The following is a 15729-nucleotide window of genomic DNA, read 5'->3' as shown; positions in this document are numbered from 1 at the left end:
ATAATTTATGCCGATCATAGGCATAACTTCAGACATTGCAGCATCTGGTCAGAAACAGCTTCTGAAACTCAATAAGGAATATGCAGATGCTGTTGAGAGAGCAGGCGGATGTCCTGTTATTCTTTCCCCTTCAAAAAATATCAAAACGCTTGCTGAATTAATAGATGCACTTCTTATTCCCGGTGGCGGTGATCTCGAACCTTCATATTACAAAGAAACTAATGATTTCCCGCTTAATATTGTCAGCAAGGAGAGGAGCGATTTTGAAATTTCTCTTTTTCATGAGATAATCAAATTAAGGAAGCCAATACTCGGGATATGCTATGGAATGCAGCTTATTAATGTTGCAACAGGAGGAAGCTTGTATCAGGATATAAATTCACAGGTCGATGATTCGCTGGAACACAAGGATCAAGGACATTCCGTGGAAATCTCGAAAAACAAATTTTTCAAAGAAGGTAAATATACTGTGAATTCCTTTCATCATCAGGCTGTCAAAATGCTTGGAGATAAGCTAAAGGCGATAGCTGTTTCTGACGATAATATTATCGAAGCAATATGCAGTGAAAAGTATCCATTCCTTCTTGGGGTGCAGTGGCATCCTGAAAGAATGAACGACATATTATCAGAAGCGATTTTTAAAACATTTGTGTCAAAGGCGTGATAAATGAGCTTAATATATGTAATCTTTAAGGAGACATAAAATGAGGTCTAATAGATTTTATGTATTAACATCTGTTTCCATACTGGTTGTTCTAGGTTATCTCACTTATATTATATTAAAGCCTTTTATCGGATCGCTTATATGGGCTGCAGTTTTCACAATTGTGTTTTATCCTTTGTATAAGCTTGTGCTTAAATTCGTGAAGTCAAAGATAGTTGCATCTTCAATAACTGTTCTTATTGCGATACTTGTGATTATCGGTCCTCTGCTGTCATTGTTCCTTCTGCTCATAGACGAACTAACGACTCTTGCCGAGAAGACTGACAAAGGAGTCATAGAATTCATAACTGATTTTTTTGCTTCAGAAAGGGTTTCTCATTTTGTTTCAAAAGTCAAATCGTATTTCGATTTGGAGAATGTCTCTCCTGCAGATATCATAACAGGCAATATAAAAGCATACGGACAAAGTGTAGTGGCTCATTTTTCAGACTGGATAAAAAACATTACAGGCTTGATTCTGGACTTTGTTTTCATGATTTTTGCGCTTTTCTTTTTTTTGAAAGACGGCCCGGATTTTCTGGAAACAATAAAATACTACCTGCCTTTTTCAGATGAGCAGAAACAAAGACTCGGGAGAGAAATAACAGATATGGTAATATCAACTCTGTACGGCGGTGTTATGGTCTCATTGATTCAGGGAGTTATGGGAGGGTTTGCCTTTTTCGCCCTTAACATAAGTTCGCCTGTATTATGGGGAGCTGTTATGGCTGTTGTATCATTTCTCCCTGTTCTTGGAACCTTTGTTGTCTGGGGTCCGGTTGGTATTTACCTCATTACAACAGGAAGCTATGCAAAAGGCATAGCCCTTCTTGTTTTCGGCACTCTTGTAATAGGAATAATAGACAATATGCTCAGGCCGATAATAGTGAGCGGCAGGACAAAGATCCCCACGCTTTTTGTGCTATTCAGTATTATTGGAGGCCTTAGCGCCTTTGGCATTATCGGGTTCATAATAGGTCCTCTTATTCTTGCTCTTTTCTTCTCGGTATTTGCGATATTCAGAAGCGCAGATGAGGACTGAACATATAATTTAAAAATGTTCTGATATGTTTTGACAATGATTTTTTGATTTGATAGGAGTATTGTAATGGGATAAATATATCAGCAAGTATAGTTTCTCCTAAGAATTTTCGGAATCCTTTCTGTTTTATTCGTATCCTGTTTGCTGTAAACATCTTCTTTGTATTGTTTTTCATTCCAAGTTTGCCGGATGCAAAAGATACAACTGAAAAAAAGCATGTCCTGATAATCAATTCTTATAATCCCGGTTATCTATGGTCAGACCTTGAGATGGAAGGCATTAAGTCAGTATTTAATGCGAGTCCTAATATTCAACTTCATTGCGAATATCTTGATACAAAACGAGTTTTTGACAAACAACATTTGCTGAATGTATATAAACTTTTCAAGCATAAGTTCTCCAGAGATAGATTTGACTTGATTCTTGTTTCTGACAATGATGCATTTGAGTTTATAAAAAAATACCGCAATAAGCTCTTTTTTGGCGTGCCTGTTGTATTCTGCGGAATAAATGATTATAAAGATTCAATGCTCAAAGGACAGAAGAAGATAACAGGTGTTATAGAGGTCATAGATTACAAAGCATCAATAGAGGTTGCACTAAAACTCAGACCTTCCGCAAAACAGGTTATTGTTGTCAGCGACCGAACAAAAACAGGTATTGCCCATGAAAATATAGTGCGTGGTCTTATTCCTGAATTTCAGAATAGGGCAAAATTTGTTTTTCTGTCTTTGGGTAATATGACAATGAAAGAAATGCAGGAAAAACTTGGCAGATTGGAAGACGACAGCCTTGTGCTTCTTCTGGCGCATTTTAAGGATAAGACAGGCCATGTATTTAGTGTGCAGGAAAGCGTAGAGCTGCTTACAAAATCAAGCAGTGTCCCTTGTTTTGTTGTTACCGGTGACAGGGTAGGTCTTGGTGTTGTCGGCGGAATGGTTGTGAGCGGCTTTTATCAGGGTGAGACAGCGGCAAAAATGGCACTGCGTATTTTAAACGGAGAGCCTATTGAAAAAATACAAGTTTTAAAACAAAGCCCCAACAAATATATGTTCGATTATGCTGGGATGAAGAGATGGGGAATTGATGAAGAATATCTTCCTAAGGGAAGCATCATCAAAAACAGGCCTTATTCGTTCTATCGTGCAAATGAGCTTCTGGTCTGGTCTGTTATTTGTGTTTTTTTGCTTTTTGCATTGATTATCATTGCTTTGCTTTCTAATATAATCCGCCGTAGAAGAATTGAAGCAACATTGCTTAAAAAGGAAGAAAGGTTGTCTAGTATCATTGAAACTATTCCAGAAGGAATTACCATTGTTGATTATAACGGGAAGATAACATTTGCCAATAAGACTGCTGAGGCAATTTTAAGGCTGGAAAAAAGCAAGCTTGCAGAACGAACTTATAATGATCCTGCATGGAATATAGCAGCAATTGACGGAAACTTTTTTCCAGAAGAAGAACTCCCGTTTGCCAAAGTAATGCGAACCAAACAGCCAGTTTTTAACATAGAGCATGCTATTGAGCATTTTGATAAGACAAAAACACTATTATCCATAAATGCTGCACCGCTTCATGATGTAAAAGGAAATATCTCAGGCATGATTGCCTCAATCACTGACATCACCGAACGGAAGAGAGCAGAAGAGGCGTTGCGGTCCATAACTCTAAGAACCGAGGCAATACTGGCTGCAATTCCAGATATTATTATGGAAGTTGACAACAACAAAATATATACATGGGCAAACAAAGCAGGTTATGAATTTTTTGGTGATGATGTCATTGGAAAAGAAGCAGATTTATATTTTGAGGGGGAACAAAAGACTTACAACATGGTCAGCCCTTTATTTGCTGGAAGCGAGGATATTATTTATGTTGAAAGCTGGCAGCGACGAAGGGATGGAGAAAGGCGTCTTTTGGCTTGGTGGTGCCGTGTTCTTAAAGATTTAAGTGGAACTGTTATAGGAGCTTTGTCTACAGCAAGAGATATCACCGAGCGTAGGCACACAGAAGAAGCGCTTCAAGAAGCATATACTGAGATGGAAGAAAAAATTAAAGAGCGCACAGCAGAACTTACAGAAGCCAATGCTAAACTTAAAGAACTTGACCGCCTCAAATCCATGTTCATTGCCAGCATGAGCCATGAACTCAGGACGCCTTTAAATTCGGTCATAGGGTTTTCGAGCATTATTCTTAATGAATGGATGGGACCTTTGAACAAAGAACAAAAGCAGAATCTTTCTTCTGTCTTGAGGTCAGGCAAGCATCTGCTTGCGCTTATTAACGACGTGATAGATGTTTCAAAGATTGAGGCGGGAATGATAGACATAAATATCGAAGACTTTGATCTTGATCCTGTAATTCAAGAGGCAGTAAATGTTCTAAAACATGAGATTCAAGATAAAAAGCTTAAGCTTAAGGTTGAATCAATTCATCAGATAATGCACACAGACAAGCGAAGACTCCTTCAGGCTGTAATGAATCTGATCAGCAATGCAGTTAAGTTTACAGAAAAAGGAAGCGTGAGCGTAAAATCTACATTCGTTACTCCAAGTTTTATCGAAATCTCAGTTGAAGATACAGGGATAGGAATTAAAGAAGAGGATATCCCGAGGCTTTTTTCAGCATTTACTCGTCTGGACTCGCATCTAAAGTCAACAGTTTCAGGAACAGGGCTTGGTTTATATTTAACAAAAAAACTGGTGCAGGATATCTTAAAAGGTGGGATAATGGTAGAAAGCAAGGAAGGCAAGGGGAGCAGGTTTACGATAAGGATTCCGGTAACCCTATGAAGACAGTATTAGTTATAGAGGACAATGAGGACAATCTCCGTCTGATAACCTATGCGCTTGAACGCGGCGGATATGATGTCACATCTGCAAAAACAGGCGAAGAAGGTTTTGAGCTGACAAGAAAAATAAAGCCTTATTTTATTATCATGGACATTAACCTCCCGGGCATTGACGGCATCGAGACAACAAAAAAAATAAGGCAGTCTGATTTTGACGGCAGTATTCCTATAATAGCTATTACATCCTATGCAATGACAGGAGACAGGGAAAAAGTCATGGAAGCAGGGTGCAACGGGTATCTGGAAAAACCGATTGATCCGTTGACGATAATAGATAAAATACATGAAATTATCAAAGGGTCAAGTAGTAAGTAGCATTGGAGGTGTGATATGAAGGTTTTAATTGTTGAAGACAATGCAGATGACAGAAAAATCCTGAAATATAACCTTGAAAAACATAAATGTGAAGTCATAGAGGCTGTGGACGGAGAAGATGGATTAAAAAAAGCAAGAACTGCAAAACCTGATGTAATAATCTCAGATGCCCTGATGCCTAAGATGGACGGATTTCATTTTTTAAGAGAAATTAAAAAAATCAAAACTCTGAGTTCTATCCCATTTGTTTTTTATTCAGCGGTATATACGGGTTTTAAAGAAGCAGAGCTTGCGATTTCTATAGGCGCTGAAGCATTTATGATAAAACCTAAAGACTCCGAAGAATTCTGGGATGAACTAAACGGCATACTGCAGGACATTAAGAAGCGCAAAGGGAAACAGAGGAAATCACTTACAGCGGAGCTTATAACTGAGGAGGAGGAATTTTTAAGAAAATACAGCCTTGTTGTTGCCTCGAAACTAGAGGAAGAAGTTAAGAATCTGAACGAGGAGATCACAAATAGAAAGAGAATGGAGGAACAGCTGATTCTGTTCCAGGATCTTTTAAACCAGTCGAGTGATTCTATTTTTGTAATAGAAGCCGAGACAGGCAGATTCCTGACTGTAAATGATAATGCCTGCAAAAGCCTCGGCTATACACAGGAAGAATTGCTTGGCAAAAAAGTAATGGATATAGATATAAGTGTTACTGACGATGAAAAATGGAAAACAATGCTAGAAAAAATCAAAAAGAACGGCAATAAGATAGTTTTCGAAGGCGGTAATAAGCGCAAGGACAACTCTATTTTTCCTGTAGAGATAAGTGCAAAGTATGTGCCCTATAATAAAAAGGATTATGTTGTTGCAGTGCTGCGAGATATTACAAAACGCAAATATGATGAAGATGAAAAGAAAAAGCTCGAAGAACAGTTAAGGCATTCCCAGAAAATGGAGGCGGTCGGACAGCTTGCAGGAGGGATTGCGCATGATTTCAATAACATACTCACAGCAATATTAGGTTATGCGAGTTTGATCCAGATAAAAATGGAAAAGGGCAATCCTCTGAGAAATTTCGTTGATAGCATACTTCTATCAACTCAGAGGGCAACAAATTTGACGCATGGACTGCTTTCGTTCAGCAGAAAACAGATAACCGATCTTCAACCTGTAAATCTCAATGACATAATAGGCAGGATAGGCAAACTTCTTGCGAGCATTCTTGGCGAGGATATTGAACTAAAAATAGCTCTTTACAAAACTGATCTGATAATTAATGCGGATTTCAGCCAGATAGAACAGATATTGATGAATCTTGCAACAAATGCCAGAGATGAGATGCCAAATGGAGGAAAGTTAATCATAAAGACAGAATTTGTAAAGATGGATGAACTTCTTGTAAAAACATTTGGATACGGAGAACCAGGGGAATATGCGCTCCTTTCAGTTGCAGATACTGGAGGAGGAATTGATCCTGAGATAAAAGACAAGATATTCGAACCTTTTTTTACAACAAAGGAAGTAGGCAAGGGCACAGGATTGGGGCTTTCAATTGTTTACGGGATTGTGAGAAAACATGGGGGTTATATAAATGCTTACAGTGAACATGGTGAGGGAACGATATTTAGGATATATTTGCCTCTTGTCAAATCAAAAGCAGAAGCAATAAAGCATGAGGAAGTCAATGCCCCGCAAAGAGGCACAGAGACACTGCTTCTGGCAGAAGATGATGCTGATGTAAGAGACCTTTCGAGATTTGTTCTTGAAGAATTCGGCTATCAGATCATAGAGGCTGTTGAAGGACAGGACGCTGTTGATAAATTTGAGAAGCACAAGGATGAGATTCAGCTTGTGATAGCAGATGTTATTATGCCTAAAAAGAGCGGGAAAGAAGTTTACGAAGAAATAATGAAAATTAAACCTGATACAAAGGTTCTTTTTGTAAGCGGATATTCTGCAGATTTAATTGAACAAAAAGGTATCCTTAAAGAAGGCATAAATTTTATATCAAAACCTCTTTCTCCCACAGAACTTTTAAAAAAGGTGAGAGATATGCTGGATAAACATTAAGGGAGTAAGGTTTAGGCTTTCAATAAATCAGCAATATCAAAAAGCTGGTGACGTTTTCCATATCGTTTTATTGCGTTAGTCTGCTTAATTAAGATATTATTTAATTCTTAAATCTTAACTTAAACAATGGGGGCTTGATTGAAGCGTGAGCTTTATCTGAACACTGTTTCTCTTGATGAGGCTGCTAAAAAATGGTTCGGCAGGCTGAAAACAGAAAGTCTTTTTAAACCTTTAGGAAAAGAAACAATTAAGGTCATTGATTCGCAGGGAAGAATAACAGCTTCTCCTGTTTATGCAAAGCTGTCAGCGCCTTTTTATCATGCCTCTGCAATGGACGGCTATGCAGTAAAATTTTCTGAAACATTCGGGGCTTCAGAAAGATCTCAAAAAAAGCTGAAGATTAAGGAGCAGGCTGTTTATGTTGATACAGGAGATCCAATCCCTGATGGTTTTAATTCAGTGATAATGATCGAGGATATAAATGTTTTTAAAGATGGCAAGGGAGAATACATTGAAATATCTGCGCCTGTAACCCCATGGCAGAATGTGAGAGTAATAGGTGAGGATATTGTCGCTACAGAGCTTATACTCCCTGAAAATCAGAAGATAAGGCCATTTGATATAGGCGCAATGCTTGCAGGAGGACACACCGAGGTCAGCGTAAGAAAAAAACCTGATGTTGCTGTTATCCCTACAGGGACAGAGATCGTCGAACCAGGAACGAATTTAAAAAAAGGCGATATCATAGAGTACAACTCAAGGATGCTTGGAGGATTTATCAATGAGTGGGGCGGAAATGCAATAAGATTTAACATCGTCCCTGACAATCTTGATGAATTAAAGAAGACAATTCTCGAGGCATGCAAAAAATCTGATATGGTTGTTGTTAATGCAGGCGCATCTGCCGGCAGCGAGGATTTTACCTCAAGGGCAATAAGCGAAATAGGAGAGGTTATCCTTCACGGTGTAAATATAAAACCTGGGAAGCCGTTAATGCTTGGATGGGTTAATAACAAACCTGTTTTAGGCATCCCGGGTTATTCTGTTTCTGCATTTTTAGCGCTCAATCTTTTTGGAAAACCTGTTATAAAGAAATGGCTAGGGTTAGATTCGGAGATATCAGAGACATTAAAGGCAAAACTGTCAAGACAGATAGCATCAAGTCTCGGACAGGAAGAATTTCTAAGAGTAAAGGTCGGCAAGGTTGGAGATAATTTTATAGCAACTCCTCTGGCAAGGGGCGCAGGGGTGATTATGTCGCTTGTGCGGGCAGACGGGATCATGAGAATACCATCAATGTCTGAAGGCTTGGGTTCAGGCTCTGAAGTGGATGTAGAACTCTTTAGAACAAAAAAGGAGATAGAGAATACTCTTGTCTGCATAGGAAGCCATGATATTACACTTGATCTGCTTGGCAATATTTTGAGAAAGAGATATTCGAATCTTTCGCTTTCTTCAGCGCATGTCGGCTCCATGGGAGGGTTGATGGCGTTAAAAAGAGGCGAATGCCATCTGGCAGGAACACATCTTCTCGATGAAGCAACTGGTGAGTATAATCTGCCTTTTATAAAGCGGCTGCTCTCCGGCAAAAAGATATTTCTTGTTAATCTGGTTCATAGAGATCAGGGGCTTGTTGTGCCAAAGGGCAACCCTAAAAAGATAAAAGGATTTAAAGATCTGCTCAGAAAAGATATTATTTTTATGAACAGGCAGGCAGGTTCAGGCACGAGACTTTTGACTGACAAAAATCTGAATGAACTGGGCATAAGGGCTGATGATGTAAATGGATATAAAGTAGAAGAATATACCCATATGGGAGTTGCATCTGCTGTGCTTACAAACATGGCTGATGCAGGACTTGCAATCTTTGCTGCTGCAAAGGCGCTGGATCTGGATTTTATTCCTATTGCAAAAGAAAGATATGACCTTGCAATACCAGCAGAGTTTTATGAAGGCGGGTTAATTCAATCAATTTTGAAGATAATTAGAGAAGATGACGAGTTCAGAAGTTCTGTGAGAAACCTTGGAGGTTATGATATAAGCGGCATGGGGGAAATTATTTATCAGGACTGAACTGCTGTATTGCCCGGAGTAGTTTCTTTAACCTCTTCTTTTAGCTCCTGCTTTTCTTCTTTTGTTGAAGTTTGGTCTGCTGTATCCTGAATGAATCTTTTAGCGCCGATAAATCTTTTCTGGTAATAAGGTTTGTTAAAATCGCTTATTTCAACTTTTCTGTCATAGGATGATGCATGGATGAAAAGGTCACTGCCGAGATATATCCCGACATGAGAGGGAAACTTCGCATATGTTCTGAAGAAAACAAGATCGCCTATTGACAAAGAATCCTTGTCAATTGATTCACCTTCTTTATACTGCAGTCTTGCCGAACGAGGGAGCTCTATGCCTACCAGTTCATAGACTTTTTTAACATAAGCTGAGCAGTCAATTCCCATTACGCTTGATCCGCCGAATCGATAAGGAATTTCAAGGAATTTTTTTGCAAAGAAGATGAGCCTATCCTTTGTGTTCATCTTTGCGATTTCTTCCGATTCTAGAAGTCTTGCGAGTTCTTCATCAAGATGAAGCCTGGATATTTCATCTTCTGTTGCCTGCTCAATAAACAATCTCTTGCCGGTCTTTACCTCATCTGTTTCAAGTCTGTTAAAGTCTTTTAGTTCTTCAATCTCGAGATTATATTTCTTTGCAATTTTTTCTAATGTATCGCCGCTTCTTACAGTGTAAATTCTTGGCGCAGTGTTTATTATGAGCACCTGTCTTATTTTTAGCCTTGATGATGGTTTGAGGTTGTTTAACTCTCTCAGCTCACGAATGCTGACCTTGAACTTTTTTGATATATGTGAAAGAGTGTCGCCTTTTTTCACTTTGTATGTCTCATATGCTGATGACTGTGATGCTGAAAGCAGAAAGATAAAAATGAATAATATGATAAATTTTTTAATCAAGCGGCTTCCTCTCTGTCAAGATCTTTTATTGTCGGGAGTTCAGAAAGGTCTTTTAGGCCGAAATACTGTAAAAATTCCTTGGTAGTGCCATATAACAGTGGCTTGCCCGGAGCTTCTTTCCTGCCCATGATCTTTATAAGTTTTCTGTCAAGGAGTGTTTTTATTACTCCGTCAGAATTTACACTTCTTAACTGTTCGACTTCAGCCTTTATCATTGGCTGTTTATAGGCTATTATCGCAAGTGTTTCAAGCGCTGCGAGCGACAGCTTTGTAGCTGCTTTTGTTGCCTTGAACTTTTTAAGAGATTCAGAATGTTCAGGGTTTGTTATCATCTGGTAGCCATTGGCTATTTCAACGATAAGTATCCCCCTGTTTCTCTCTTTGTATTCTGCCATGAGTTCATCCATAAACCTCTTTAAGTCTTGTTCTGGTATTTCTATTGTGTCTTTTAATGAGGATAAGATGATGGGCTCTCCTGAGAGAAACAGGATTGCCTCAAGCAGTGATTTTTTCTGAATGTCTTCCATCACTTCGAAGAATATAACAGAAAAACCTGAAAAAATTCAATCGGTAAATCGGAATTGAATCAGAATATTTAAAAGGCAGAATTTTTATTTTGTTTTTTTATCAACGTTATGCAGCCTGACAATATTATCAGCAGACCTCCGATAATAGTGTTAGCTCCCGGGTTTTCACTTAAGAATATTGCGCTTAGGATTATAGCCATAACCGGTTCCATGTAGCCTAATACTGCCGCCTTATTTGCACTCACTGTCTGAAGACCTTTGAAATACAGAACAGGCGCTATTGTTGAATGAACTATGCCCATTGTTATGAATATCCATAATGCCTTTATAGGAAACTCCCTGATAAAAGGCGACAGCAGCAATACAATGACAAGATTCGATAAAAAAGCCAGCGCTAGCGGATGAAAATTAGTTGACTTTGCTCTTAGGATGATTATTAGCATTGCGTACATAAATCCTGAAACGAGACCTGCAATTATTCCCAGCCCATGACCTTTTTCAGGCGAAAATCCGTTCAGCATAATCCACAACCCTGTCGAGGCAATTACTATAACTGTAAGAATTCTTAGAGTGATTTTTTCTTTAAGCAGGAACGGAGCTAGAAAGGCAACGATTACAGGCGCGGTGTAGTGAGTTAATATTGCATTTGCGATTGTTGTGTTCTTGTAAGCAAAGTAAAATGTGAATGTATTAATCAATGAAACTATGCCGAGCAGTATTGGGAATTTTAAATCTTTTACAGGAGGGAGATATTGCCTGTAGCTTTTATGTGTGAGCATTGCTGACTGGATTATAAGCGCTGCTAGAACCGAGTAGAACATTATTGTCTGCACAGGAACTTCAGCGATCCTGACAAAAACACCAAGAGAACTCCAGAGTATTATTGCTGTCAGTATATAAAATGCGTTCATTTGCAAATTTTTAAAAACCTCATGAGAAGTTTTTAAATTTTAACATATGCTGCCGGGCAATTCAGATATTGACTAGATTTAATTTTAGCTTTAATGTCCTGTCGATATAAGCTTTTGTTTGCAATTGACAAAGTTGTGCATTTCTTTTATGTTTAATGACTATGAGGCTTCCTGAGTGGGTAAAAACAAAAAATTTAATAAGTTCCCATGACACAAAAAAAATCCTGAGAGACCACAGAGTTGCTACTGTATGTGAAGAGGCTCGCTGTCCTAATTCAACAGAGTGTTTCAAAAAACCGGCGGCAGCTTTTATAATTCTGGGCTCCCGCTGCACAAGAAACTGCGGATTCTGTTCTGTTGAGTCAACATTGCCGGAACCTCCTGATAGTGATGAGCCTGAGAGAGTGGCGCTTGCAGCAAAGGCGATGGAACTTAAATATGTTGTTGTTACCTCTGTAACCAGAGACGACCTGCCGGATGGAGGCGCATCACATTTTGCAAAAACAGTTGATTCTATAAGAAATCATGTTAAAGGAATAAAAGTCGAAGTATTAACCCCTGACTTCAAGGGGAATAAAGATTCTTTGAAAACTGTTATTGATTCTAATCCTGATGTTTTTAATCATAATATTGAGACTGTGCCCAGGCTTTATCCGTATGTAAGACACAATGCAAACTATTTTACTTCGATTCATATCCTTAAAAATGCAAAGATTTTCAAGTCTGATATAACTACTAAATCTGGCATTATGGTTGGATTAGGAGAGACTTTTAACGAAGTCATTGATGTTTTAAAAGATGTAAGAAATGCTGGATGCGATGCGCTTACTATAGGTCAGTATTTGAGGCCTACAAAAAAAAATCTTCCTGTAAGAGAATATATAAGGCCGGAGATTTTCAAGACTTACAAAGATACGGCGCTTGATATGGGATTTAAGTTTGTGGCTTCTTCGCCGCTTGTCAGAAGCTCAATGAATGCTGAAGAGATGTATAATAGTATTGAAAATAATTTATAAATTTTCAGGAGGATGGGAATTTGGAATTTAACAGGATAAAGAGACTTCCGCCGTATGTGTTTGCAATAGTCAACAATCTCAAGATGGATGCGAGAAAAAGAGGCGAGGATATCATCGATCTCGGCATGGGCAATCCTGATATGCCTGCGCCTCAGCATGTTATCGACAAGCTTTGCGAGGCAGCAAAGAATCCAAAAAATCACAGATACTCAGCTTCAAGAGGGATAACTCAGCTCAGAGCAGCGATAACAGAATGGTACAAAAGAAGATACGATGTTGACCTTGATCCTGAGAGTGAAGCTGTTGTTACGATAGGTTCAAAAGAAGGGCTTTCTCATCTTGCGCTTGCAACTATCCAGCCGGGTGATGTTGTCATGACAGCAACGCCTGCATATCCTATACATCCATACAGCGTGATAATAGCAGGAGGCGAGGTTATAAATATCCCAATAGGGCATGGAATAAATTTTTTCGATGAAATGGAGAAGACATTCAAGAAAGCATGGCCAAGACCGAAAATGCTCATAATAAATTTTCCTCACAATCCGACAACACTTGTTCTTGACGGCCTGGATTTTTTCAAAAAGATTGTCGATTTCGCGAAAGAGAATAATATTTTTGTCATACACGACTTTGCATATTCGGATCTGGTCTTTGACGATTACAAAGCCCCAAGTTTTTTGCAGGTTCCAGGAGCAAAAGACGTAGGGGTAGAATTCTTTTCTCTTACAAAAAGTTATTCAATGGCAGGATGGAGAGTTGGATTCTGCATTGGGAATAAGGATATAGTTGGAGCGCTCACAAAGATAAAGAGTTATCTTGATTATGGGATGTTCCAGCCCATACAGATAGCAAGCATCGTTGCCTTACGCGGTCCTCAGGATTGTGTTGAGGAATTCAGGAAAACATATGAATCAAGACGTAACGAACTTATAAAGGGGATTAACAATGCCGGATGGAATGTGCCTGCACCAAAGGCCACGATGTTTGTCTGGGCAGAGATACCTGAGCAGTTTAAGAAACTGGGTTCTCTTGAATTCTCAAAACTCCTTATAAAAGAAGCAGGGGTTGCTGTTTCACCCGGAATCGGATTTGGTGAAGGCGGAGATTCATACGTAAGATTTGCACTGGTTGAGAATGAACTCAGGATTAAACAGGCTGTTAAAGGCATAAGAAAGGTGCTGCAGAAATGATAAATGTCGGGATAATAGGATTTGGAACTGTAGGAACAGGAACCGCAAAAATCCTTATAGAGAATAAGGGTATCTTTTCAAGAAAGACAGGCCTCGATATTAATCTAAAGAGGATTGCAGACATTGATACAAAGAAGGATAGGGGAGTAAAACTCCCTCAAGGTGTTCTTGTCGATGATGCAGATAAAATATTAAATGACCCTGATATTCAAATCGTTGTTGAATTAATAGGCGGGATCAAACCTGCAAAGGATTTTATTTTAAAGGCGATAAGAAATAAGAAACACGTTGTAACAGCCAACAAGGCGCTTCTTGCCAAGGAAGGGAAAGAGATATTTGCCGAAGCGGAAAAACATGGAATTGAAATAGGGTTTGAGGCGTCAGTTGCCGGAGGAATTCCTATAATCAAGGTCTTGAAAGAAGGGCTGATCGCAAACAGGATACTTGCAGTATATGGAATAATAAACGGCACATCAAATTATATTCTTACAAAAATGACTGATGATGGCATAGAATTTTCAGATGCCCTGAAAGAGTCACAGCGACTCGGTTATGCAGAATCGGATCCGACATTTGACATCGAAGGCATAGATTCAGCTCACAAACTTGCAATCCTTGCATCTATTGCATACGGCATTCCATTGTCTTTTGATGAGATACATGTAGAAGGAATTACAAAGATAACCGCTGAAGATATCATGTTTGCATCCGAGCTTGGATACAAGATAAAACTTCTGGCAATTGCAAAGGCTAATGACGGCAGCGTCGAATTGAGAGTGCATCCGACAATGATTCCAAAAGACTATCTGATATCAAAGGTTGATGGCGTATTCAATGCAATATATGTTCAGGGAGATGCAGTAGGAGATACGCTCTACTACGGCAGAGGAGCCGGGGATATGCCGACAGGAAGCGCTGTTGTAAGCGATATTATTGATATAGCAAGTAATATAAATAGGAATGCAGTTGGAAAAATTTCAGGCATCAGCACCAAAAAATCCGACTTAACAATCAAGAAAATGGATGATATCGAATCAATGTATTATTTCAGATTTACAGCATATGACAAGCCAGGAGTTCTTTCAAAAATATCCGGCGTGCTTGGGAACTGCAGCATAAGCATAAAATCAGTTATTCAAAAAGGAAGAAGCGAAGGAGATGCAGTCCCTCTTATTGTGCTTGCTCATAAAGCTAAAGAAAAAGATGTTGTGAAGGCAGTTGCTGAGATTGATAAGATGCCTGTTGTAGCGGACAGAACTCTGTATATCAGGGTTGAAGGAAAGGAAGAGTAATTAATATAAATTTCAAATCAAAGTTTTTTGTTGACTTTACTTTAGATAAATGTCATTATAACGCTGAAGTTTCGGAAGTTTTTGTAACATGGTAGACATGAAAGCCACAAAGACTTTTAGCTTTGTGGCTTTTTTATTGGACACTGGCTCTGAGACTTTAGTCTAAATAAGGAGGTAACTAACATGGCTAATGGAACAGTAAAGTGGTTCAATGAATCAAAAGGTTTTGGATTTATCACAAGCGAAGACGGAAGCGATCTTTTTGTCCACTATTCTTCTATCACAGGCAACGGATTCAAGTCTCTTGCAGAAGGCGATTCAGTAAGTTTTGACATTGAAAAAGGCCCAAAAGGCAACAAAGCAGTAAATGTAGCGAAACTATAATTGACTGCAATATCCCCCTGCACAGCAGGGGGATATTTTATTTACAGAGGAGAAGATGGCAAACAAACAAAATGTTTTAGCACGGATGGAACTGGATAAGAAGAACAAGATTGCTGCTGGTCTGGTTTCAGAAAAATTTCCTAAAGTTTCAGGTATGGTAATACATATGATCTATTACCAGAGAGTATCAGAGCTGGTGCTTATGAACCGCACCATAAATATTTTTCCTAATGATTATGCTTATTTTAATATGGACTGCATGACTAAGGAATGCCTTAACGGCGGTTTTGACTTAGGCCCTGTAATCAAACAGATGGTTAAAGACCGCAAAAAAACAATCAAAGGCAAGCTGGTCTGTAATGGAGAAAACGGCACTCTTTCCTCAGGACACTCAAGCGTTTCGTACGAAATCAACATCAAATATCACTAATTTAATTAGTGACCAGTCTTGTATTTTTCTTTTTT

General features: G+C 38.8%; 14 protein-coding genes. 11 read left to right on the top strand and 3 right to left on the bottom strand.

All coding sequences use genetic code 11. From position 1 onward, the window contains the following. Positions 1 to 7 precede the first annotated feature (7 nt). The 6 genes from LLF28_08650 (at position 8) to LLF28_08625 (ending at position 9051) form a co-directional block, all read left to right on the top strand. Positions 8 to 664, top strand: coding sequence for a gamma-glutamyl-gamma-aminobutyrate hydrolase family protein (locus tag LLF28_08650; protein ID MCE5195498.1), 657 nt, complete (start codon positions 8 to 10; stop codon positions 662 to 664). Positions 665 to 704: 40 nt separating this feature from the next. Further along, positions 705 to 1745 carry an AI-2E family transporter gene (locus tag LLF28_08645; protein ID MCE5195497.1) on the top strand — a complete coding sequence of 347 codons (1041 nt, stop codon included), beginning with the start codon at positions 705 to 707 and terminating at the stop codon, positions 1743 to 1745. Positions 1746 to 1927: 182 nt separating this feature from the next. Continuing rightward, on the top strand, positions 1928 to 4537 hold the full coding sequence (locus tag LLF28_08640; GenBank protein ID MCE5195496.1) for a PAS domain S-box protein: 2610 nt from the start codon (positions 1928 to 1930) through the stop codon (positions 4535 to 4537). Then, positions 4534 to 4911, top strand: coding sequence for a response regulator (locus LLF28_08635; protein MCE5195495.1), 378 nt, complete (start codon positions 4534 to 4536; stop codon positions 4909 to 4911). Before LLF28_08640 ends, LLF28_08635 begins: the two co-directional genes overlap by 4 nt. A gap of 15 nt (positions 4912 to 4926) precedes the next feature. Next, positions 4927 to 6978, top strand: a complete 2052-nt coding sequence (locus LLF28_08630) for a response regulator (GenBank protein MCE5195494.1) — start codon at positions 4927 to 4929, stop codon at positions 6976 to 6978. Between the two features lie 138 nt (positions 6979 to 7116). Then, on the top strand, positions 7117 to 9051 hold the full coding sequence (locus LLF28_08625) for a molybdopterin biosynthesis protein (GenBank protein ID MCE5195493.1): 1935 nt from the start codon (positions 7117 to 7119) through the stop codon (positions 9049 to 9051). Here LLF28_08625 and LLF28_08620 read toward each other — a convergent pair. From LLF28_08620 to LLF28_08610, 3 genes are all read right to left on the bottom strand, one after another. Beyond that, positions 9042 to 9941: an NlpC/P60 family protein gene (locus LLF28_08620; GenBank protein MCE5195492.1), complete on the bottom strand. Its 900-nt coding sequence runs from the start codon at positions 9939 to 9941 to the stop codon at positions 9042 to 9044. The two genes, LLF28_08625 and LLF28_08620, sit on opposite strands and share 10 nt — an antisense overlap. Further along, a complete protein-coding gene (gene scpB / locus LLF28_08615; GenBank protein MCE5195491.1) occupies positions 9938 to 10468 on the bottom strand; it encodes an SMC-Scp complex subunit ScpB in 531 nt (176 codons plus the stop codon). Before scpB ends, LLF28_08620 begins: the two co-directional genes overlap by 4 nt. 68 nt (positions 10469 to 10536) lie before the next feature. Beyond that, positions 10537 to 11379 carry a DMT family transporter gene (locus LLF28_08610; GenBank protein ID MCE5195490.1) on the bottom strand — a complete coding sequence of 281 codons (843 nt, stop codon included), beginning with the start codon at positions 11377 to 11379 and terminating at the stop codon, positions 10537 to 10539. 155 nt (positions 11380 to 11534) lie between these two features. Here LLF28_08610 and lipA point away from each other — a divergent pair, with 155 nt between their 5' ends. The 5 genes from lipA (at position 11535) to LLF28_08585 (ending at position 15694) form a co-directional block, all read left to right on the top strand. Continuing rightward, complete coding sequence (gene lipA, locus LLF28_08605; protein ID MCE5195489.1) at positions 11535 to 12395, top strand: lipoyl synthase; 861 nt, start codon at positions 11535 to 11537, stop codon at positions 12393 to 12395. Between the two features lie 20 nt (positions 12396 to 12415). Next, the gene (locus tag LLF28_08600) at positions 12416 to 13588 is read left to right on the top strand and encodes an aminotransferase class I/II-fold pyridoxal phosphate-dependent enzyme (protein ID MCE5195488.1); all 1173 of its coding nucleotides are present in this window, start codon (positions 12416 to 12418) and stop codon (positions 13586 to 13588) included. Further along, the gene (locus LLF28_08595; protein MCE5195487.1) at positions 13585 to 14880 is read left to right on the top strand and encodes a homoserine dehydrogenase; all 1296 of its coding nucleotides are present in this window, start codon (positions 13585 to 13587) and stop codon (positions 14878 to 14880) included. The genes LLF28_08600 and LLF28_08595 overlap by 4 nt, the downstream gene beginning before the upstream one ends. Before the next feature lie 183 nt (positions 14881 to 15063). Then, a complete protein-coding gene (locus LLF28_08590; protein MCE5195486.1) occupies positions 15064 to 15264 on the top strand; it encodes a cold-shock protein in 201 nt (66 codons plus the stop codon). Between the two features lie 55 nt (positions 15265 to 15319). Continuing rightward, complete coding sequence (locus tag LLF28_08585; protein ID MCE5195485.1) at positions 15320 to 15694, top strand: hypothetical protein; 375 nt, start codon at positions 15320 to 15322, stop codon at positions 15692 to 15694. Positions 15695 to 15729: the final 35 nt, after the last annotated feature.

The sequence above is a fragment of the Nitrospiraceae bacterium genome (assembly GCA_021373015.1).
GTDB lineage: Bacteria > Nitrospirota > Thermodesulfovibrionia > Thermodesulfovibrionales > UBA1546 > JAJFTJ01.
This window is presented reverse-complemented; position numbering and strand designations above follow the sequence as displayed.